The organism is Curtobacterium sp. APC 4022 (assembly GCF_030407555.1).
Lineage (GTDB): Bacteria > Actinomycetota > Actinomycetes > Actinomycetales > Microbacteriaceae > Curtobacterium.
Genome location: NZ_JASDDD010000026.1, coordinates 11,989 through 31,513 on the forward strand (window position 1 = coordinate 11,989; position 19,525 = coordinate 31,513).

20 protein-coding genes are annotated in these 19,525 nt (G+C 70.3%); 10 read left to right on the forward strand and 10 right to left on the reverse strand.

Going from position 1 to position 19,525, the window contains the following annotated elements:
• Positions 1 to 102 precede the first annotated feature (102 nt).
• The 3 genes from nrdE to nrdH form a co-directional block, all read right to left on the reverse strand.
• Positions 103 to 2,208: a class 1b ribonucleoside-diphosphate reductase subunit alpha gene (gene nrdE / locus QL987_RS09830; protein WP_290157475.1), complete on the reverse strand. Its 2,106-nt coding sequence runs from the start codon at positions 2,206 to 2,208 to the stop codon at positions 103 to 105.
• 17 nt (positions 2,209 to 2,225) lie between these two features.
• Positions 2,226 to 2,642 carry a class Ib ribonucleoside-diphosphate reductase assembly flavoprotein NrdI gene (gene nrdI, locus QL987_RS09835; RefSeq protein WP_111076178.1) on the reverse strand — a complete coding sequence of 139 codons (417 nt, stop codon included), beginning with the start codon at positions 2,640 to 2,642 and terminating at the stop codon, positions 2,226 to 2,228.
• Between the two features lie 116 nt (positions 2,643 to 2,758).
• Entirely contained in the window at positions 2,759 to 2,992 is a 234-nt protein-coding gene (gene nrdH / locus QL987_RS09840; RefSeq protein ID WP_017886897.1) for a glutaredoxin-like protein NrdH, read from the reverse strand.
• 421 nt (positions 2,993 to 3,413) lie between these two features.
• Here nrdH and QL987_RS09845 point away from each other — a divergent pair, with 421 nt between their 5' ends.
• Together QL987_RS09845 and QL987_RS09850 are read left to right on the forward strand one after the other, a co-directional pair.
• Positions 3,414 to 4,619 carry an MFS transporter gene (locus QL987_RS09845; protein ID WP_290157487.1) on the forward strand — a complete coding sequence of 402 codons (1,206 nt, stop codon included), beginning with the start codon at positions 3,414 to 3,416 and terminating at the stop codon, positions 4,617 to 4,619.
• A gap of 75 nt (positions 4,620 to 4,694) precedes the next feature.
• Positions 4,695 to 5,513 (forward strand): aldo/keto reductase, encoded by an 819-nt coding sequence (locus QL987_RS09850; protein ID WP_290157488.1) that lies wholly within the window; start codon positions 4,695 to 4,697, stop codon positions 5,511 to 5,513.
• Between the two features lie 142 nt (positions 5,514 to 5,655).
• Here QL987_RS09850 and QL987_RS09855 read toward each other — a convergent pair whose 3' ends face one another.
• Complete coding sequence (locus QL987_RS09855; RefSeq protein ID WP_111076175.1) at positions 5,656 to 5,985, reverse strand: hypothetical protein; 330 nt, start codon at positions 5,983 to 5,985, stop codon at positions 5,656 to 5,658.
• Between the two features lie 111 nt (positions 5,986 to 6,096).
• On the opposite strand from QL987_RS09855, the gene QL987_RS09860 reads away from it, so the two are divergent.
• Together QL987_RS09860 and QL987_RS09865 are read left to right on the forward strand one after the other, a co-directional pair.
• The gene (locus QL987_RS09860; protein WP_290157489.1) at positions 6,097 to 6,678 is read left to right on the forward strand and encodes a hypothetical protein; all 582 of its coding nucleotides are present in this window, start codon (positions 6,097 to 6,099) and stop codon (positions 6,676 to 6,678) included.
• A 120-nt stretch (positions 6,679 to 6,798) separates the two neighbouring features.
• Positions 6,799 to 7,320 (forward strand): ribonuclease H, encoded by a 522-nt coding sequence (locus tag QL987_RS09865; protein ID WP_111076172.1) that lies wholly within the window; start codon positions 6,799 to 6,801, stop codon positions 7,318 to 7,320.
• Positions 7,321 to 7,404: 84 nt separating this feature from the next.
• Here the strand turns inward: QL987_RS09865 and QL987_RS09870 are convergent, their stop codons facing one another.
• Positions 7,405 to 7,656 carry a DUF6458 family protein gene (locus QL987_RS09870; protein WP_111076171.1) on the reverse strand — a complete coding sequence of 84 codons (252 nt, stop codon included), beginning with the start codon at positions 7,654 to 7,656 and terminating at the stop codon, positions 7,405 to 7,407.
• A 109-nt stretch (positions 7,657 to 7,765) separates the two neighbouring features.
• Positions 7,766 to 10,282, reverse strand: a complete 2,517-nt coding sequence (locus tag QL987_RS09875; protein WP_290157504.1) for a DEAD/DEAH box helicase — start codon at positions 10,280 to 10,282, stop codon at positions 7,766 to 7,768.
• A 144-nt stretch (positions 10,283 to 10,426) separates the two neighbouring features.
• Between QL987_RS09875 and QL987_RS09880 the strand changes: the two genes are divergently transcribed.
• From QL987_RS09880 to QL987_RS09890, 3 genes are all read left to right on the forward strand, one after another.
• Positions 10,427 to 11,440, forward strand: coding sequence for an LLM class flavin-dependent oxidoreductase (locus QL987_RS09880; RefSeq protein ID WP_290157490.1), 1,014 nt, complete (start codon positions 10,427 to 10,429; stop codon positions 11,438 to 11,440).
• 510 nt (positions 11,441 to 11,950) lie between these two features.
• Positions 11,951 to 12,541 (forward strand): TetR/AcrR family transcriptional regulator, encoded by a 591-nt coding sequence (locus tag QL987_RS09885; protein ID WP_290157491.1) that lies wholly within the window; start codon positions 11,951 to 11,953, stop codon positions 12,539 to 12,541.
• A 126-nt stretch (positions 12,542 to 12,667) separates the two neighbouring features.
• Positions 12,668 to 13,522 carry an NAD(P)-dependent oxidoreductase gene (locus tag QL987_RS09890; RefSeq protein WP_111076167.1) on the forward strand — a complete coding sequence of 285 codons (855 nt, stop codon included), beginning with the start codon at positions 12,668 to 12,670 and terminating at the stop codon, positions 13,520 to 13,522.
• A gap of 15 nt (positions 13,523 to 13,537) precedes the next feature.
• On the opposite strand, the gene QL987_RS09895 is transcribed toward QL987_RS09890, so the two are convergent.
• Positions 13,538 to 15,073 carry a class I SAM-dependent methyltransferase gene (locus QL987_RS09895; protein WP_290157492.1) on the reverse strand — a complete coding sequence of 512 codons (1,536 nt, stop codon included), beginning with the start codon at positions 15,071 to 15,073 and terminating at the stop codon, positions 13,538 to 13,540.
• Positions 15,074 to 15,087: 14 nt separating this feature from the next.
• Positions 15,088 to 15,471, reverse strand: coding sequence for a helix-turn-helix domain-containing protein (locus tag QL987_RS09900; RefSeq protein ID WP_221850925.1), 384 nt, complete (start codon positions 15,469 to 15,471; stop codon positions 15,088 to 15,090).
• A gap of 93 nt (positions 15,472 to 15,564) precedes the next feature.
• Here QL987_RS09900 and QL987_RS09905 point away from each other — a divergent pair, with 93 nt between their 5' ends.
• Complete coding sequence (locus tag QL987_RS09905) at positions 15,565 to 16,809, forward strand: MFS transporter (RefSeq protein ID WP_290157493.1); 1,245 nt, start codon at positions 15,565 to 15,567, stop codon at positions 16,807 to 16,809.
• A gap of 123 nt (positions 16,810 to 16,932) precedes the next feature.
• On the opposite strand, the gene QL987_RS09910 is transcribed toward QL987_RS09905, so the two are convergent.
• Both QL987_RS09910 and QL987_RS09915 read right to left on the reverse strand, forming a co-directional pair.
• Positions 16,933 to 17,382, reverse strand: coding sequence for a TIGR02611 family protein (locus QL987_RS09910; protein WP_290157494.1), 450 nt, complete (start codon positions 17,380 to 17,382; stop codon positions 16,933 to 16,935).
• Between the two features lie 122 nt (positions 17,383 to 17,504).
• Positions 17,505 to 17,840, reverse strand: coding sequence for a TraR/DksA C4-type zinc finger protein (locus tag QL987_RS09915; protein ID WP_111076163.1), 336 nt, complete (start codon positions 17,838 to 17,840; stop codon positions 17,505 to 17,507).
• A 49-nt stretch (positions 17,841 to 17,889) separates the two neighbouring features.
• Between QL987_RS09915 and QL987_RS09920 the strand changes: the two genes are divergently transcribed.
• Both QL987_RS09920 and QL987_RS09925 read left to right on the forward strand, forming a co-directional pair.
• Positions 17,890 to 18,927, forward strand: a complete 1,038-nt coding sequence (locus QL987_RS09920) for an LLM class flavin-dependent oxidoreductase (RefSeq protein ID WP_253464723.1) — start codon at positions 17,890 to 17,892, stop codon at positions 18,925 to 18,927.
• 122 nt (positions 18,928 to 19,049) lie between these two features.
• On the forward strand, positions 19,050 to 19,505 hold the full coding sequence (locus QL987_RS09925; protein ID WP_290157495.1) for a DUF2510 domain-containing protein: 456 nt from the start codon (positions 19,050 to 19,052) through the stop codon (positions 19,503 to 19,505).
• Positions 19,506 to 19,525 lie beyond the last annotated feature (20 nt).

Here is a 19,525-nt window from a genome sequence, read left to right on the forward strand (position 1 = left end):
CTTCTTCCGGAATTGAGATGGTGACGAATCGAAAGCCGGGAGGCGCGGTGCGGGCTGGCACCGCGCCTCCAGGCCGGGGGTGGTCGCGTCAGCGACCGGAGGTCACAGCATGCAGCTGACGCAGCCCTCGACCTCGGTGCCCTCGAGGGCGAGCTGGCGCAGACGGATGTAGTAGATCGTCTTGATGCCCTTGCGCCATGCGTAGATCTGGGCCTTGTTGATGTCACGCGTGGTGGCGGTGTCCTTGAAGAACAGCGTCAGGGACAGGCCCTGGTCCACGTGCTGCGTCGCCGCGGCGTACGTGTCGATGATCTTCTCGGCACCGATCTCGTACGCGTCCTGGTAGTAGTCCAGGTTGTCGTTCGTCATGAACGGCGCCGGGTAGTAGACGCGGCCGAGCTTGCCTTCCTTGCGGATCTCGATCTTCGACGCGATCGGGTGGATCGACGACGTCGAGTGGTTGATGTACGAGATCGAACCGGTCGGCGGGACGGCCTGCAGGTTCTGGTTGTAGATGCCGTGCTGCTGGACGGACGCCTTCAGCGCCTTCCAGTCGTCCTGCGTCGGGATGGTGATGTTCGCGTTGTCGAACAGCGACGCGACGCGGGCGGTGGCCGGCGTCCACATCTGGTCGGTGTACTTGTCGAAGAACTCACCCGACGCGTACTTCGAGTCGCGGAAGCCGTCGAAGGTCTCCCCGGTCTCGATCGCGATGTTGTTCGAGGCGCGCAGGGCGTGGAACAGCACCGTGTAGAAGTAGATGTTCGTGAAGTCGATGCCCTCTTCGGAGCCGTAGTAGACGCGCTCACGAGCCAGGTAGCCGTGCAGGTTCATCTGGCCGAGGCCGATGGCGTGCGACTTGTCGTTGCCGTCCTCGACACTGCGGACCGAGGTGATGTGCGACATCTGCGAGACCGAGGTCAGGCCGCGGATGGCGGTCTCGATGGTCTTGCCGAAGTCCGGCGAGTCCATCGTCAGCGCGATGTTCAGCGAGCCGAGGTTGCAGGAGATGTCCTTGCCGATCTCCTTGTACGAGAGGTCCTCGTTGAAGGTGGTCGGGGTGTTGACCTGCAGGATCTCGGAGCACAGGTTCGACATGTTGATCCGGCCCTTGATCGGGTTGGCCTTGTTCACCGTGTCCTCGAACACGATGTACGGGTAGCCCGACTCGAACTGGATCTCCGCGATGGTCTGGAAGAACTCGCGCGCCTTGATCTTCGTCTTCTTGATGCGCGAGTCGTCGACCATCGCGCGGTAGTTCTCGGAGATCGGGACGTCGCCGAACGGGACGCCGTAGACCTTCTCGACGTCGTACGGCGAGAACAGGTACATGTCCTCGTTGTTCTTCGCGAGCTCGAACGTGATGTCCGGCACGACGACACCGAGCGACAGCGTCTTGATGCGGATCTTCTCGTCGGCGTTCTCGCGCTTGGTGTCGAGGAACTTCATGATGTCCGGGTGGTGGGCGCTGAGGTAGACCGCGCCGGCACCCTGACGCGCACCGAGCTGGTTCGCGTAGGAGAAGGAGTCTTCCAGCAGCTTCATCACGGGGATGATGCCCGAGGACTGGTTCTCGATCTGCTTGATCGGGGCGCCGGCCTCGCGGATGTTGGAGAGCAGCAGGGCCACGCCGCCGCCGCGCTTCGAGAGCTGCAGCGAGGAGTTGATCCCGCGCGAGATCGACTCCATGTTGTCCTCGATGCGGAGGAGGAAGCAGGAGACGAGTTCGCCGCGCTGGGCCTTCGCGGTGTTGAGGAACGTCGGGGTCGCGGGCTGGAAGCGGCCGGCGATGATCTCCTCGACGAGGTCGATCGCGAGCTGCTCGTTACCCTGCGCCAGGCCGAGGGCCGTCATCACGACGCGGTCCTCGAAGCGCTCGAGGTAGCGCTTGCCGTCGAACGTCTTGAGCGTGTAGCTCGTGTAGTACTTGAACGCACCAAGGAACGTCTGGAACCGGAACTTCTTCGAGTACGCCAGGTCGTTGAGCCGCTGGATGAAGTCCATCGAGTACTGGTCGATGGTCGCCTGCTCGTAGTACTCGTTCTCGACCAGGTAGTCCAGCCGCTCCTTCAGGTTGTGGAAGAAGACGGTGTTCTGGTTGACGTGCTGCAGGAAGAACTGCTTGGCCGCCTCACGATCCTTGTCGAACTGGATGTTCCCGTCCGCGTCGTAGAGGTTGAGCATCGCGTTGAGGGAGTGGTAGTCCATCCCCGTCTGCGGCGACGTCAGATCGACGTCTGCAACTGCTGCGTCCAAAATGCTTCCAATCCTGAGTTGACCGCCACCACGTCGTCGGGGGTCCCGAAGACTTCGAAGCGGTAGAGAACGGGGACTCCGCACTTGCGCGCGACGATGTCCCCGGCGAGGCCGAACGCCTCACCGAAGTTGGTGTTCCCACCGACGACGACGCCCCGGATCAGAGCCCGGTTGTGTTCGTCGTTGAGGAACTTGATGACCTGCTTGGGGACCGCTCCGTGTCCGTTGCCGCCACCGTAGGTGGGGAGGACCAGGACGTAGGGCTCGTCCACACGGAGGGGTTCCTCACTCGCGTGCAGCGGGATCCGGTCGGCGTCCTGGCCGAGCTTCTCCACGAACCGGGCGGTGTTGCCCGAGACACTCGAGAAGTAGACGAGGCGGCTCATGGTGCGCTCCCTGACGAGGTGCGGACTGCGGACCGGAGGGGTGTGGCGGGGGCGGGACGAGCCTCCAGGCTGTCCTTCCGCCGCCGGGCGACGCGGGCCGGAGGGCCCGCGAGGCGTCAGGCCAGTTCGGCGCTGAGGGTGGCGATCTTGTCGGGGCGGAAGCCCGACCAGTGGTCGTCGTCGGTCACGACGACGGGGGCCTGCATGTAGCCCAGGCTCTTGACGTGCTCGAGCGCTGCTTCATCCGTGGAGACGTCGTGCACTTCGTACTCGATGCCCTTGTTGTCGAGGGCGCGGTACGTCGCAGTGCACTGGACGCAAGACGGCTTGGTGTACACGGTGACGGCCATGATCTCCCCTGGTTCTGGGCCCGGTTGGAGGCCCGTCGTTCTGGTGCTGTGTTGTCGATGACGCTACTACATGTAGTGCCCGATGGACGGGTGGACCACTAGAGGAAGTGTTACACCCCTGTAGTTTCCACAACGTCATCCACAGTCTGTGGATTCCCGCGAGGCCCGGTTTTCCGCCACTCTGCCACCGCCCACCGACACTTCCCACACCCTGTTGGGGGGACCTGTCCACGGATGTGGAAACTGCACGCCCGGCGTGTCTGAGAACGTCCAGCGGACAGCGGTCCGACACCCCGTCGACAGCCGCTCCCCCGCTCGGGGGCCACCACTCTCCGCCTCGGGGGCCACCGCTCTCCGGGTCGGAGGAGAGCGCTCTCCACACCCGCCGCAACGCGGTCCGTCCGGTCCGTACACTCGTCACGTGAGCGCGTACGGGTCCCTGCTGAAGACTCCCGGGGTCGGCCGGGTCATCGCCGCGCAACTCACCGCGCGTTTCCCGTTCGGCATGCTGTCGCTGGCGTACCTGCTGCACGTCGAGCACATCTTCGACTCGTACGGCGCCGCCGGCCTCGTCCTCGCGACGACGAGCATCGGCCAGGCCCTCGCCGGTCCGCTGACCAGCCGGTGGATGGGCCGCTGGGGCATGCGCCCCGTGCTGATCCTGACGAGCATCGTGGCGTTCCTGACCATGGGCGTCATCGCCTTCTTCGTGATGCCGCTCTGGGCGTACGTCGTGATCGGCTTCGTCGGCGGCCTGGCGGTCCCGCCGGTACAGCCCGCGGTCCGCACCATCTACCCGAAGATGGTCACGTCCTCGCAGCTCACCCCGCTGTTCTCCCTCGACGCCAGTGCGCAAGAGCTGATCTGGGTCGCCGGTCCGGTCATCACCACGTTCGTGGCGACGCAGATCGGCACGGTCGAGGCGATCGTCGTCGCAATGGTGTTCCTGCTCATCGGCTGCACGTGGTTCATCGCCTCCCCCGAGCTCGGCCGCGTCCGCATCCCCCGCTCGAAGCGCGCCTTCGGTGTCGTCATGAAGCGGCCGTCGGTCGTCGTCGCCACCGTCACGGGCCTGCTGCTCATCGGCGCGTGCTCCGCGGTGGAGGCCAGCGTCACCAGCGTCTTCGGCGAGGGCAGCCCGAACGCCGGCATCGTCCTCGCCGTGTTCGCGGTCGGGTCACTCGCGGGCGGGTTGGCGCTCGGCCACCGTCCGATCTCGCAGAACGCCCTCTGGCTGCGCATGACGATCGTGTTCGTCGGACTCGTGCTCGCGGTCGGCAACCCGACGCTCTGGTGGCTCTGCATCTCCCTCGTCATCGCGGGTGCCGGCATCGCCCCCGCCCTGACGGTGATGTTCGGCTCGGTCTCCGCCACCGTCAAGTTCTCCGACACGGCCGAGGCGTACGGCTGGATGGGAACCGGCCAGCTCATCGGTGCCGCCGGCGGCTCCGCGGTCGCGGGCTTCCTCATCGACAGCAACGGTCCGAGCGGCGGCCTGATGGTCGGCGCCGTCATGGCCGCGGCCGGCGTGGTGTTCCCCCTGGTCATGCGCCGCTGGCTGCCCGACCTGCGCGGACGCGACGCCAGTCCACTGCCCGACACCGAGCCGGTCCACCTCCCCACCTGATCCGTCCGGCCTGCGTTCTCCACAGGTCGGACTGGAGGCCCGCCCCACCCCCGTCACGCCGGGCAGGATGGGTGCATGGTCACCTCGATCCCCCTCCGCGACGGCCGGAGCATCCCCACCATCGGCTTCGGCGTCTACAAGGTCGACGACGCCGAGGCAGCGACGGCCGTCGGGCTGGCGCTGGACGCCGGGTACCGCCACGTGGACACGGCCGAGATGTACGGCAACGAACGGGGCGTCGGGCAGGCGCTCCGGGCCTCCGCGCTCGAACGTGACGACGTGTTCGTGACCACGAAGGTGTGGAACGACCACCAGGGCCGCGACGCCACGCTCCGGGCGTTCGACGCCAGTCTCGAGCGGCTGGGGCTCGACGCGGTCGACCTGTACCTGATCCACTGGCCGGCGGCGGCGAACGACCGCTACGTCGAGACCTGGCGGACGCTCGTCGAACTCCGCGCCTCCGGGCGGGCCCGCAGTGTCGGCGTCTCGAACTTCCAGGTGCCGCACCTCGAACGGATCATCGACGAGACCGGTGAGGTCCCGGCGGTCAACCAGGTCGAGCGGCACCCGTGGTTGCCGCAGCGCGAGCTGATGGCGTTCCACGAGCAGCACGACATCGTCACCGCGGCGTGGTCGCCCCTCGGTCGCGGACGGCTCATCGACGACCCGGTGCTCGTCGGCATCGCTGCTGCCCACGACGTCAGCGTCGCCCAGGTGCTCGTGCGGTGGAACGTGCAGCAGAGGGTCGTCGTGCTGCCGAAGTCGGTGACGCCGTCGCGCATCCGCGCGAACCTCGATGTCGACGGCTTCGTGCTGACGGACGACGAGCTGGCTGCGATCGCGGCCCTGGAGTCCGGCCAGCGCACGGGCTCCCACCCCGACGCCGTCGCCTGACCGCAAAACACCGGTGTTCGTCAGTCGCGCCGCGCAGTCGCGCGGTGTCTCCGACGAACACCGGTGTTTCGAGAAAGCCCAGCGCCGCTCGGGCGGCCCGGCGCCGCTCGGGCGGCCCGGCGCCGCTCGGGCGGCCCGGCGCTCAGCCCTGGCGGTCCTCCTCGGACTGCCACGGCAGGTGCAGGTCGCCCGGCTCGGGCTCGACGTCACCGGCGTCGTCCGCGCCACCGGTCCCCGGTGCCGCGACGATGCGGGAGGGGTCGATGCCGTCCGCGCGCAGGTCGTCGTCGTCGCGCTGCTCCGTCTGCGACGCGTCCATCTCCCGCTCGCTCGAGGGGCTGTACGACGTGTCGGCGGCCCGCTGCTCGCTGCCGCTCACCCCGTCGACGTCGTCGCTGTGCGCTGCCGAGGCCAGGGCGTCGGAGCGGTCCCGGTCGTCGGAGTGCTCGGGGCCTGCGATGTCGTTGCTCATGGTGGTTCCTCCCGTTTCCCCGAACGCTAGGCGGCAGCGCGCCCCGGACTCCCAGGCCGCCGGGCCGATCGGGGCACAACCGGACCCCGGTCACACCGGTACCGTCGAAGCGTGATGGATCCTCGCGCCCTGGCCACCGAGCAGCTCCGACCCGGGGAGCGCCTGCTGTGGGTGGGGCAGAGCGACCCTGCGCGGCTCTTCACCGGACGAGACGGCTTCCTCGTGCCCTTCAGCCTCCTGTGGGGCGGCTTCGCGATCTCCTGGGAGGTCGGCGTCCTGACCACCGGAGCGCCGTGGTTCTTCGCCCTCTTCGGCAGCGTCTTCGCCCTCATCGGGCTGCAGCTGATCATCGGCCGGTTCTTCGTGAAGCGCCACCGGAAGCGGACGGAGGCCTTCGCCGTGACCGACCGGCGGGCGTTCATCACGAACGGACGCAGCAGCCGCGAGACCGACGTCACCCGGACCGACCGGAACATCGCCTGGACACGCGATCGGACCCACTGCTCGGTCGAGTGGGGCGACAGCTCCGGACGCGGAGTCTTCGGCGGCGGCGGGTTCGGCGGACCCAACCTCCAGCACATCTACGCCAACACCGGCCTGGACGGGTTCTTCGGTCCACGCCCCATGGCGTTCTACGACGTCGCCGATGGCGCAGCCCTGGTCCAGGCGCTCGATGACGCAGCCCGACGCTGACCACGGGCTGGTCGCCGCACTCCGCCGGACGGCCGGGCGCTGACGACAGCCGGGAGGCACGCCGCACCCCGCAGGTCCGTTACGCTCGTCGGGCACTCGCCACCACCAGGAGGTCCCACCGTGACGATCGTCGCCGCCGCTGACGGCTCAGCCCTCGGCAACCCCGGCCCTGCCGGCTGGGCCTGGTACGTGGACGACGACCGCTGGGCTGCCGGCGGCTGGCCCCGCGGCACCAACAACCAGGGCGAGCTGACCGCCGTCCTGCAGCTGCTCAAGGCCACGAAGGACTCCGGCGAGCCGCTGCACATCCTCTGCGACAGCCAGTACGCCATCAAGGCCTGCACCGAGTGGCTCGCCGGGTGGAAGCGCAAGGGGTGGCGGAAAGCCGACGGCAAGCCGGTCCTCAACGTGGAGATCATCCAGGAGCTCGACGCCGAACTGCAGGGCCGCAAGGTGACGTTCGAGTGGGTCCGTGGGCACATGGGCCACGAGATGAACGAAGCCGCTGACGTCCGTGCCCGTGGTGCGGCGACGGCGTACCAGAACCGCACCGAGGTCCCGACGGGCCCGGGCTGGCCGGGCGTCGACGTTCCGGAGCCGGCGGCGATCCCCGAGGTCGCCCCGCCCGCGACGCTCTTCTAGACCGCAAGACGGTCGCCAGAAGCCAGATGACAGACAGCGAGGGCGGGACCGATCGGTCCCGCCCTCGCTGTCTGTCATCTGGCTTCAGTAGGTGCCGTCGCGGCGGTCCTGCTGGGTGATCTGTTCGCCCGAGGCCGGGTCGACGCCGGAGCGCGTCGTGGTGGTGGTCCGGCGTCCGCCGAAGCCGACCGCCAGGCTGATGATGAGCAGGACGACGCCGGCGGCCATCAGGATGTAGCCGATGAGGCGCAGGTCGATGCCGGCGACCTGGTAGTCGACCGCGAACGCGACGATGGCGCCGATCACGATCAAGGCGATGCTGGAGCCGATTCGCATGGGGGTTCCTTCCGTGGGCTGCGGCTGACCGTACCCGGTCGGCTGCCCACGTGTTCCGGCCAGGCGAGCCGTGCGTTCCCCGGAGCAGAGCGGGCCGGACCACGCGCACTCAGTCGACGTCGACCTCGGCCCACCCGTCGAAACGGCCGATCTCGGTGACACGGACCACCGCCTCCCCCGTGTCGTCCGAAGCGTCGAGGTCGATGGTCGCCGAGAACCCGAAGTCCTTGTCACCCGCCGGGTCGGCGAAGATCTGTCGCGCACGCCAGGTCCGCCCCTGCTCGGAGAGCACGAGGTACTGCATCGACCGGGCCTCGGCGTCGATGCCGATCGTGTCGTGCTCGTCGTAGTACTCCTCGAGCACGGCGTCCCAGGCGTGCTGGTCGAAGCCGGCGGTGGCGTCGAGTTCGCCGAGGCCCTCGATGTCGTCCCGCGCGGCCAGCAGCACGCGCTGGAACAGGGCGTTGCGGACCAGGACGCGGAAGGCGCGGACGTTGCCGGTGAGTCGGGCGGGCTGCGGCGGCGCGATCTCCTCGTGTTCCGCCTCGGCGAGCGCGATGTCCCCGTTCATCAGCGCCTCCCACTCGTCGACGAGCGAGGAGTCGACCTGGCGCACGAGTTCGCCGAGCCACTCGATGATGTCGTCGAGCTCCTGGGTGCGGTGCTCGTCCGCGATGGTCTGCCGCATGGTGCGGTACGCGTCCGACAGGTACCGCAGGACCAGCCCTTCGGAGCGGGTGAGCTGGTAGAAGCGCACGTAGTCGCCGAAGGTCATCGCCCGCTCGTACATGTCGCGGACGACGGACTTCGGGGACAGCGAGAAGTCGAGCACCCAGGGCTGTTCGTCGGCGTAGCTCTCGTACGCGGCGGTGAGCAGTTCGTCGAGCGGCTTCGGCCAGGTGACCGCTTCGAGGAGCTCCATCCGCTCGTCGTACTCGATGCCCTCCTGCTTCATCCGGGCGACCGCCTCGCCACGTTCCTTGAACTGCTGCTGCGACAGGATCGCCCGCGGGTCGTCGAGGGTGGCCTCGACGATGGACACCATGTCGAGGGCGAAGGTCGGCGACTCGGGGTCGAGCAGTTCGAAGGCGGCGAGCGCGAACGGCGACAGCGGCTGGTTGAGCGCGAAGTTCGCCTGTAGGTCGACGGTGAGCCGGTAGGTGCCGTCGACCTTCTCGATCACCCGGGCGTTGACGAGGGTCCGGGCGATGGTCAGGGCTCGGCGTGCCATCGCGAGCTGTCGGGCGCGGGGTTCGTGGTTGTCGTAGACGAGCGAGCGGACGTCCTCGAAGGCGTCCCCACCGCGGGCGACGACGGACAGCACCATCGCGTGGGTGATCCGCATCCGGGACGCCATCGGCTCGGGCTCGGCGCCGATCAGCCGTTCGAAGGACGCCTGCCCCCAGGACACGAAGCCCTCGGGTGCCTTCTTCCGCTTGATCTTGTTCTTCTTCTTCGGGTCGTCCCCGGCCTTGGCGACGGCGCGGGCGTTCTCGATGTCGTGCTCGGGCGCTTCGGCGACGACGTCGCCCTCGGTGTCGTACCCGGCCCGTCCGGCACGGCCGGCGATCTGGTGGAACTCGCGAGCGGAGAGCTGGCGCATCTTGGTGCCGTCGAACTTCGTCAGGCCGGTGAACAGCACGGCGCGGATCGGCACGTTGATCCCGACGCCCAGGGTGTCGGTGCCGCAGATGACCGGCAGCAGGCCGCGCTGGGCGAGTTGTTCGACCAGCCGTCGGTACTTCGGCAGCATGCCGGCGTGGTGGACGCCGATGCCCGCGCGGATCAGGCGCGACAGGGTCTGTCCGAACCCGGCGCTGAAGCGGAAGCCGGCGATGGCCTCGGCGATCTGGTCGCGGCGTTCGCGGGAGGCGACCTTGGCCGACATGAGCGCCTGGGCGCGTTCGAGGGCGGCGGCCTGGGCGAAGTGCACGATGTAGACCGGCGCCTTGCCCTCCTCCAGCAGCCGTTCGACGGTCTCCTGCACCGGGGTCATCACGTACTCGTACTCGAGCGGCACGGGGCGGGAGACGCCGGTGACCCGTGCGGTCGGGCGTCCGGTCCGACGGGAGAGGTCGTCCGCGATGGTCGTGACGTCGCCGAGGGTGGCGGACATGAGCAGGAACTGTGCCCGTTCGAGCACGAGCAGCGGCACCTGCCAGGCCCAACCGCGGTCGGCGTCGCCGTAGAAGTGGAACTCGTCCATCACCACGACGTCGACGTCGGCGTCGGGTCCTTGGCGCAGCGCCAGGTTCGCGAGGATCTCGGCGGTGCAGCAGACGATCGGGGCGTCGGCGTTCACTGCCGAGTCGCCCGTGACCATGCCGACGTTCTGGGCGCCGAACAGGTCGACGAGCTGGAAGAACTTCTCGGAGACCAGGGCCTTGATCGGCGCGGTGTAGTAGCTGCGCTTGCCCTCCGCGAGTGCGGCGAAGTGGGCGCCGGCCGCGACGAGCGACTTGCCGGTGCCGGTCGGGGTGCTCAGGACGACGTTGGCGCCGGACACCAGCTCGATGAGGGCTTCGTCCTGCGCCGGGTACAGCGGCCGTCCGCCGGACTCCGCCCAGTCGGCGAAGGCCTGGTAGACGGCGTCGGGGTCGACCACACCGCCGGGGGCCGCCGGCATCGCGGCGACGAGCGGGGCAGCAGTGGTGGCGTCGGTCATGTGCCCATCCTCCCAGCCCGGCCGTGGCCGACGGACGGGAGGCTCGACATCCGTGGACAGACCCCGCACCTTCCACAGATCCATACGGCCGCATAGACTCGCCCCGTGCGCGAACTCGGCTTCCTCTCCTTCGTCCCGAACCACGGCGGTACCGACGGTGCCGCGAGCGCCCTGGAGGACGGACTCCGGCTCTTCCAGACCGCGGAGACCCTGGGCTACGGCACCGGCTGGGTCCGCGGCCGGCACTTCGAGCCGTTCCTCACGAGCCCGATGACGTTCTTCGCCGCCGCCGCCCAGCGGACCAGCACGATCGGCTTCGGCACCGCCGTGCTCGGCATGCGCTACGAGGACCCGGTGCGCCTGGCCGAAGACGCCAGCACCGTCGACCTGCTCAGTGGTGGGCGCGTGCAGCTCGGCATCAGCACCGGCATCGCCGGCTACGGCCCGATCCTCGACCCGGTGTTCGGCGCCTCCGAGCGGTCCTTCCGCGACGAGGCCGAAGCCCGCGCCTCCCGACTGCTCGAGGTCCTGCACGGCGACGCCCTCGGCTCGGCGGGCAAGGGTTACGAGAGCATCCCCGCCGGCGCCGAACTCACCCTGCAGCCCCGGAGCCCCGGTCTGCTCGACCGTGTCTGGTGGGGTGGCGGCAGCATGGGCACCGCGGTCCGAACGGCGGAGAAGGGCCTGTTGCTGCACTGCTCGACCCTGAACACCGAGGACACCGGCGAGCCCTTCGCGGTGGCGCAGGCCGCACAGATCGGGGCCTACCGCGAACGGTTCGCCGACCTGCACCCGGACCGGCAGGCGAAGGTCGCCGTCGGCCGCATCATCGTCCCGCTGCTCGACGACCACGACCGCGCCGTGCACGAGGAGTTCCTCACCGGGTACGCAGCCGGCATGGACGACGAGGGCCGACCGCTCTCGGGCCCGCCGTTCCGCTTCAGCAAGGTGCTCTCGGGCGAGCCGGCCGCCATCATCGACGCCCTGCGTGCCGACCCGGCAGTGGCGGCGACCGACGAACTCGTCGTGACCCTGCCCGCCAACGGGGACGGCGCCTCCCACGAGCGGATCCTGCGGATCATCGCCGAGGAGATCGCCCCGTCGGTCCGCGCCGCCTGAGCAAGCGGCCAAGCGGGCAAGCGGGCAAGCGGGCACGCAACCGCGCGAACGACCAGGGAACATCCGACGGGGCCCACGGGTCGGTGAGTCCCGTGGGCTCCCCCGCCGGACGACCATGGCATCCCTGATCCGGACGCGATGGTGCACTCATCGTTCCACTTGCGCACCTCTTTGTCACACCCGGAGGAAGACGGGTACCGGCTGCCACAGTGCGCTTCCCGGAACGAGGATGCGCCCCCGCACCAGGTGCGGGGGCGCATCGGAACGCATCAGGACCACCGGGGCGTCATCGGCCGGATCAGGAGGCCGCGACACACACTCGGCAGTCCTTCTTCGATGCGTGCGCCGACGGTAACCAGCCGACTGGCGCACCGACAAGCGTACCGACGTCATCGGACGCGGTGCGGAAAATGGACGGATGTACAGCCTCGTCAGGCGCTCCAGTCCGAGGGTCACGCCGGCAGCCGCCGCCCGGGAGGGCACTCCGCCCCCGGACGGTACAGTCGCGCCATGGCACGACGGGGTTCGTACGCGAAGGGCATCGCGAAGCGCGAGGAGATCCTCGCCGTCGCGCTCGACCGTGTCGCCACCCAGGGGTTCCGGCGGACGAGCATCCGGGACATCGCGGCCGCCGTCGGTCTCACCCAGGCCGGCCTGCTGCACTACTTCGACTCGAAGGACGACCTCTGGGTCGCGGTGCTCCGACGCCGTGACGAGGAGGACCGTGCGGCCCAGTGGGACGCCCCCGACCTCGCGTCGCTCCTGGCGTCGGTCGTCCGCCACAACGCCGAGGTGCCGGGGCTGGTCCAGATGTTCGTGAACCTGTCGGCGGCAGCGGCGACCGACCCGGAACACCCGGCACACGCGTACTTCCGCGAGCGCTACGAGTCGGGTCGTGCCCGCATGACGGCCGACTTCCGCGCGATGCAAGTGGACGGACGGCTCCGGAGCGACCTCGACCCGGCGGAACTCGCGAGCGTCCTCCTCGCCGTCGCGGACGGACTGCAGATCCAGTGGCTCTACGACCCGAGCCGCGACATGGCGGAGCACGTCGAACTCGTCACCCGACTCGCCATGGCCCGGGTCTCGGTCGGCTCCTGACCTAGCCGGGAGGCTCGCCCACCCTCCGGCGGGCAGGTACCGCCCGTACCTGGTTGCGTCCACCACCGGCAGGGCAGGATGGGCGTGACCCGACCCGGGGTCTCGACGACGAGGTGGAGTGACGCGATGACGCGTGTAGTGGTGACCGGTGGCAGCGGCAAGCTCGGACGGGCGGTCGTCCGCGACCTGGACGAGCACGGCTACGACGTCGTGCTCCTCGACCGGGTGGCCTCCCCGGACAAGCCGGAGCGGGTGCAGTTCGTCCGCACGGACCTGACCGACTACGGCCAGGTGCTCAACACGTTCCTCGGGGTCGACGACCGCTACGACTCGGTCGACGCGGTGGTGCACCTCGCGGCCGTGCCCGCGCCGGGCCAGGTGCCGGACGTCGCGCTCATCACGAACAACGTGACCGCGTCGATCAACGTGTTCCACGCCGCCCGCGCAGCCCGCATCCGGAACGTGGTGTGGGCGTCCAGTGAGACGCTCCTGGGGATCCCGATGGGTGAGCACCACCCGCCCTACCTGCCCGTCGACGAGGAGTTCGCGGTCCGGCCGCAGTCGTCGTACTCGCTCGGCAAGGCGGTGGAGGAGGAGATGGCGCGCCACTTCACCCGCTGGGACCCGCAGTTGAAGATGATCGGCCTGCGCTTCTCGAACGTCATGGACGAGACGGACTACCCGGCGTTCCCGTGGGACGCGTCCCCGGAGGCGAAGACCTTCAACCTGTGGTCGTACATCGACTCGCGGGACGGCGCCCAGGCCGTGCGCAAGGCGGTGGAGAGCGAGCTGACCGGGTTCGAGGCGTTCATCATCGCCAGTCCGGACACCGTGATGGAGACGCCGACGCTGGAGCTCGTCGAGCGGTTCCTGCCGGACGTCGAGCGTCGTGCCGAGATCGACGGCACGAGTTCCCTGCTGTCCTCGGACAAGGCCCGCGAGCTGCTCGGCTACGCCCCCGAGCACACCTGGCGCCCCTGACCCCCTCGCGGGCCCCTACGCGGGGAGGAGCAGGCCGTCGAGGACCAGGTCGCGGAGGCGCGGCAGCAGGTCCGCGGACAGCGCCCGGTCGTCGACGCCGGTGAGCTGGGCGATCGCGCCGACGATCTGCCCGACCGTGAGCTCGCCGTCGGCCGCGCCGACGAACGCGGCCAGCGCGGTGTCGGCGTCGACCCGTCGGCCGAACCCGCCGCCCTGCACGAGCGTCATCACGGTGGGGTCGTCGTTGCCCGGCCAGTAGTGCCGTTCCTCGGTGACGTCACCGGCGACCCGGAGGTGCGCGGCGGCGAACGCGTCGTCGTCCCGTCCGGCGAGCCACGAGACCGCGTCGAGGGTGCGGGCGATGGTGGCGCCCAGGCCGGCGGGGTTGGCGCCGAGCACCTGTGGGAGGCGCTCGAAGCGGCGGAGGGCGGAGGTGCCTCCCGACCGGACGACGACGTAGCCGAAGCCGACCCCGGTGACGTGCCGGTCGCGGAAGTCGTCGAGCCAGGCGTCGACCAGGTCGTCGAAGACGGGCGTGCCCGGCTTCGTGCCGCCGTCGCGGATCCACGTCTCGGCGTAGGCGGGCGGGTCCTCGCGCTCCCGTTCGACCACCCACACGTCCAGGTCGGTGTCGGCGAACCAGGAGCGGACGCGCTCCAGGCCGTCGTGGCCCCACCGGTGTTCCCAGTTGCCGAGCAGCTGCGCGGTGCCGCCGGGCTCCAGGTGCTCGGCCAGACCGCGGAGGACGGTCTCGACGAGCGCGTCGCCGACCATCCCGCCGTCGCGGTACTCGTAGGCGGGGACACCCTCGCGCCGAGGGGTGATGACGAACGGCGGGTTCGAGACGATGCGGTCGAACCGCTCCCCCGCCACCGGCTCGAACAGTGAGCCGTGGCGGAACTCGATGCCGTCGATGCCGTTCAGCTGCGCGTTGAAGCGGGCGATGTCGAGCGCCCGTCGGGAGATGTCGGTGGCGACGACCTGCTCGGCGAAGCGTCGGGCGTGCATGGCCTGGATGCCGCAGCCGGTGCCGAGGTCGAGCACCCGCCGGACCGGCACGGGCAGCTGCAGGCCGCTCAGCGTGGTGGTGGCGCCGCCGATGCCGAGGACGTGCTCCTCGCTGATGGCGTGGCCGAGGGCGAGTTCGCCGAGGTCGGAGACGATCCACCAGCTGCCGGCACCCAGGTCGTCGACGAACGCGTACGGGCGGAGGTCCACCGCGGCGGCGACCGAGTCCCCGTCGATGCGCAGGACCCCGGCCGCGACCAGGGCCGGAACGCCGACGGTCGGGAACGCGGCCTCGGCGTCGGCCCGCGGCACCGGCAGACCGAGCACGAAGAGCGTGGCGGTGGTGGACAGCGGGGTCGTCGGTCGGGCGGCGAGTGCCCGGCGGGCGGCGACCCGGACACCGCGGTGCAGCGCAGCGGCGGCCTCGGTGCCCCAGAGCGCGTCGACGCCCTCGACCGTGTAGCCGTCGGTGGTCAGGTCTGCGGCGAGCGCCGAGGTGACGGCGGGCTCGGCGACGACGTCGGGCAACCGGACTGCGCTCACGCCGATCTCGCCGCTCACGCCAGGGCCTCGGCGCGGACCAGGCCGGCGGGCACCTGCCAGTCGAGGACCAGGTCGAGCAGGCCCGGGAACCGCTGCTGGACCTCGTCGGTCCGGACTCGGCTGACGCGGGTCAGCCCCTCGAGGTGCTGCTCGAGCAGCCCGGCTTCGCGGAGGACCCGGAAGTGGTGCGTCAGCGTCGACTTCGGCCGGTCGATGCCGACCCAGCCGCAGGAGCGCTCCTCGCCGGCACCGTCGACCAGGTACCGGTGCAGGATCGACAGCCGGATCGGGTCGGACAGGGCGTCCAGGACGACCGGCAGGTCCATCTCGGCCGGCGTCGGCTGCGGAAGCGGGGTGTGCTGCGGGAGTGGTGCGGCTCCGTCGGTGCGCTCGGGCATGCACGGACGGTACCACTCCGCACCGACTAGTACGACTTGCGTCGTACAGCGCGAGTAAGGTACGAATGCAGTCGTACAATGAAAGGGACGGCCATGCAGTCACCACGTTCCGTCGCAGGGTTCTGGATCCTCGCGACGATGCTCCTCGTCTCGGTCGCCTCGTCGGCCGTGCCGTCGCCGATCTACCCGGTCTACGCGGCCGAGTGGCACCTCACGCCGCTGATGCTCACCGCGGTGTTCGCGATCTACGTCGCCGGGCTGCTGCTCAGCCTGCTCATCGCCGGTCGGCTGTCGGACCACGTCGGCCGGAAGCCCGTCCTGGTCGTCGGCGGCCTCGGCGTCGCCGTGTCGCTCGGGCTGTTCGCCGTCGCCGACGGGCTCGGCGCGCTCATCGTCGACCGCATCGTGCAGGGCGTCTCGGTCGGGCTGCTCATCGGTGCCCTGGGAGCGGCACTCATCGACAACTCGCTCGAGCGGCACCCCGCGCTCGCGGGTGTCCTCAACGGCGTCATCCCGCCGATCGCCCTCGCCACCGGTGCACTGTCGAGCGGGGCACTGGTCGAGTGGGGTCCCGCGCCGGAGCAGCTCGTCTACCTGCTGTTCGGCACGCTCCTCGTGCTGCTCGTCGTCGCGCTCGTGGTCGTCCCCGAGCAGGTCGTCGCTCGACCCGGGGCACTGCGGTCGCTCCGTCCGACGGTGTCGGTGCCACGGGCCTCCCGTCGGCTGTTCCGCAGCGTCGCCGGGTCGCTCGTGTCCAGCTGGGCGCTCGGCGGACTGTTCCTGTCGCTCGTGCCCTCCGCCCTCGGCGCGGTGTTCGGCATCCACAACCACTTCGCGGCCGGTGCCCTGATCGCCGTGGTCACCGGTGTCGGCGCCCTGACCGGCCTGGCGATCCAGCGGGTCGACACCCGCAAGGCCGTCCTGCTCGGCCTCGTCGCGCTCGTCCTCGGGCCGATCGTCACGGTCACGTTCGTGGTCATGCCGTTGCTGCCCGGACTGGTCGTCGGCAGCGCGATCGCCGGTGTCGGCTTCGGCGCGGGGTTCCAGGCGCCGCTCCGGATGCTCCTCGCCACCGCGGCACCCACCCACCGCGCCGGACTGCTGTCGACGATCTACGTGGTCAGCTACCTGGCCTTCGGCGTGCCGAGCGTCATCGGCGGGTTCCTCGAGCCGGCGCTCGGCCTGGTGCCGGTGCTCGCCGGCTACGGGGCGTTCATCGTCCTCGCGGCGCTCGTCGCCCTCGTCCTGCAGGTCACGTCGAAGGACGCGGCCGAGGTGGAAGAGGCCGCAGCCGACGAGGTCGAACGCACCGCGACCGGATCGGTCCGCACGGTCTGACGCGCAGCGAGCGGCGAGCAGACTGCGGGCGGCCCCCAGCGCCGGTCAGCGCCCGGTGCGCGCGGTCAGCGCCCGGTCCGCGCGGTCAGTGCCGGCCCGCCGGTGAGTGCCCGGTCCGCGCGGTCAGTGCCCAGTCCGTGCGGTCTGGCCGCGCGGGCGCTGCACCCCGACGTTCCGGTGCGCCTCGGCGTGCGCGGCATCGACGTCCGCCTTGCCCTTGTCCGCCGCGTCGCGCATGCGCTTCGACGGCGCGTGGTGCTTCGCCCAGTCCCAGAACCGGTGCAGCTTCGCGCGGAGCCAGGTGATGATGCGGTGGAAGAAGTGGAACTCGCTCGCCAGGACCGTCAGACCGACGAACACGACGAGCCAGCCCGGACCGGGCAGCGGAACCAGGATCAGGCCGATGACGACGATGAGCCCGCCGACGATCCCGACCAGGACCTTGTAGAAGAGGTGCACGTGCGGTCGGGCGTGGATCCACGTGCGCAGGTCACGGAACCACTGGAAGCGCTGCCGACCGGATGATGCGTCGGGAGCAGCACTCCGGGGAGGCTCAGTCGGGTCGCCGTGCATGTCCGCACGCTAGGGCGCGCGGCTGGGAAACCGCGGCGGAACGGGTCGGAGCAGGGTGGGGACTGCGCATCGCGACGTGCGTTCCGGGGTCTGCCGCGCCTCCCGTCCGGCCTGGAGGCCCGTCACGCGTGCGCGACGCACGTCGCCGCCCACGGGACCGCGGCCAGGCGCGCTTGCGGAATCGGCTCCCCGCCCACCGCGCAGCGGCCGTAGGTCCCCGCGTCGAGCCGCCCGAGGGCCGCGTCGACTTGCTCGACCCGGCGGCGGGCGTCGTCCCGCACGGCACCGAGCGAGCTGCGTTCCCAGGCCAGGGTCGAGCCCTCCGGGTCGTGCTCGTCGTCGGTGTTCGCGCCGTCCCGCGCATCACTGACGTCCAGCATGCTGCGCTCGACGTCGACCAGCAGCTTCGTCGCACGGGTCCGTTCGGTCAGCAGGGTGGTCCGCGGATCGAAGTCCATGTCCTCGACCGTAGTCCGCCGGAATGCCCGCCCAGCCGGATGCGTTCGCATGCACATGACGAAGATCGGGTTCCTCTCCTTCGGGCACTGGCGTGACGTGCCCGGCTCCCGGGTGCGCAGCGCGCGTGAGTCCCTCGTGCAGGCGATCGACCTCGCCGTCGCGGCGGAAGAAGTGGGTGTCGACGGCGCGTACTTCCGCGTGCACCACTTCGCACCGCAGCAGGCCGCGCCCTTCCCGCTGCTGTCCGCGATCGCCGCCCGGACCAGCCGCATCGAGATCGGCACGGGCGTGATCGACATGCGCTACGAGAACCCGCTGTACATGGCGGAGGAGGCCGCGGCCACCGACCTCATCTCCGGCGGCCGACTGCAGCTCGGCGTGAGTCGGGGATCACCCGAGACCGCCCTCGCCGGCTACCGCTCGTTCGGCTACGTGCCCGAGTCCGACGACGAGAACGGCGCCGACCTGGCGCGTGACCACACCGCGGTCTTCCGGCGGGCCATCGCCGGCGAGCCGATGGCGAACGCGAACCCGCAGATGACCGGCGCGGTCGGCTCGCTCGCGATCACGCCGCAGTCCGACACCCTGTCCGAGCGCATCTGGTGGGGTGCCGGCACGCGGGCCACCGCCGAGTGGACGGCCGAGCAGGGCATGAACCTGATGTCGTCGACCCTGCTCACCGAGGACACCGGCGTGCCCTTCGACCAGCTGCAGGCGGAGCAGATCGAGCGCTTCCGCTCCACCTGGCGCGAGATGGGCTGGGAGCGCGAGCCCCGGGTCAGCGTGAGCCGCAGCATCATCCCGATCATCGACGACGAGTCGCGCCACTACTTCGGCGTCCGCGCGCAGGTCGAGGGTCAGGACCAGGTCGGACACCTCGACGGCGGTCTCGCCCGGTTCGGTCGGTCGTACATCGGCGAGCCGGAACAGCTCGTCGCGGAACTCGCCGCCGACCAGGCGGTCCGCGACGCCGACACCGTCCTGGTGACCGTGCCGAACCAGCTCGGCGTGGACTTCAACGCCCGGCTGCTCGCCGCCGTGAAGGACGTCTTCACCGAGGTGGACGCCGCTCCCGCAGCGGTCTGAGGTGGGGGCCGGGCCGACCGGTCCCCCCTTCTGCCGACACCCGCTCTGGGGCAGCGGGACGGGAAGTGTGCCGGGTACCGTCGGAACGCACTGACGACCCCCGCACACACCAGGAGTTCCCCGTGACGCTGCCGGCCGCCGGCTGGTTCCCGGACCCACAGGACACCGCGCGACTGCGGTGGTGGGACGGTCACGCCTGGGGTGAGGCGACCCGGGTGCTCCCCCGCGAGGCACCGGACCCCGTCGTCCCCGTCCTCGCCGCGATGCCGGCCGGGCCGGCGTTCTCCGTCGAGGCGTCCGCCCGTGTCGTCGAGGCCCACTCCTGGGCGTACGGCAGCAGCGACCGACGGGTCTGCCTGTTCGCGGCGCTGGCCGTCGTGGCCGCGATCGTGTCCCTCGTCGTGAACCCCTGGGGGCTCGCCAGTCTGCTCGGCATCGCCGCGGGCCTGGTCGCCCTGGTCCGTCCGGGCGCCACCGGTCCCTGGCGGGTCGTCGGGCAGAGCATCGGGGCGTCCGCGCTCGTGCTCGCCGTCGCGACCGGGGTCGTCGTGGCGAACGGGCACCTGCACCTGTTCTGAGTCCGGCACCCCTCCGGCCG

Coding starts and splice junctions, on each gene's coding strand:
- nrdE (WP_290157475.1), bottom strand. CDS start 2,208: ATGGACTACCACTCCCTCAACGCGATGCTCAACCTCTACGACGCGGAC.
- nrdI (WP_111076178.1), bottom strand. CDS start 2,642: ATGAGCCGCCTCGTCTACTTCTCGAGTGTCTCGGGCAACACCGCCCGG.
- nrdH (WP_017886897.1), bottom strand. CDS start 2,992: ATGGCCGTCACCGTGTACACCAAGCCGTCTTGCGTCCAGTGCACTGCG.
- QL987_RS09850 (WP_290157488.1), top strand. CDS start 4,695: ATGGTCACCTCGATCCCCCTCCGCGACGGCCGGAGCATCCCCACCATC.
- QL987_RS09855 (WP_111076175.1), bottom strand. CDS start 5,985: ATGAGCAACGACATCGCAGGCCCCGAGCACTCCGACGACCGGGACCGC.
- QL987_RS09870 (WP_111076171.1), bottom strand. CDS start 7,656: ATGCGAATCGGCTCCAGCATCGCCTTGATCGTGATCGGCGCCATCGTC.
- QL987_RS09875 (WP_290157504.1), bottom strand. CDS start 10,282: ATGCCGGCGGCCCCCGGCGGTGTGGTCGACCCCGACGCCGTCTACCAG.
- QL987_RS09885 (WP_290157491.1), top strand. CDS start 11,951: ATGGCACGACGGGGTTCGTACGCGAAGGGCATCGCGAAGCGCGAGGAG.
- QL987_RS09890 (WP_111076167.1), top strand. CDS start 12,668: ATGACGCGTGTAGTGGTGACCGGTGGCAGCGGCAAGCTCGGACGGGCG.
- QL987_RS09900 (WP_221850925.1), bottom strand. CDS start 15,471: ATGCCCGAGCGCACCGACGGAGCCGCACCACTCCCGCAGCACACCCCG.
- QL987_RS09905 (WP_290157493.1), top strand. CDS start 15,565: ATGCAGTCACCACGTTCCGTCGCAGGGTTCTGGATCCTCGCGACGATG.
- QL987_RS09910 (WP_290157494.1), bottom strand. CDS start 17,382: ATGCACGGCGACCCGACTGAGCCTCCCCGGAGTGCTGCTCCCGACGCA.
- QL987_RS09915 (WP_111076163.1), bottom strand. CDS start 17,840: ATGGACTTCGATCCGCGGACCACCCTGCTGACCGAACGGACCCGTGCG.
- QL987_RS09920 (WP_253464723.1), top strand. CDS start 17,890: ATGCACATGACGAAGATCGGGTTCCTCTCCTTCGGGCACTGGCGTGAC.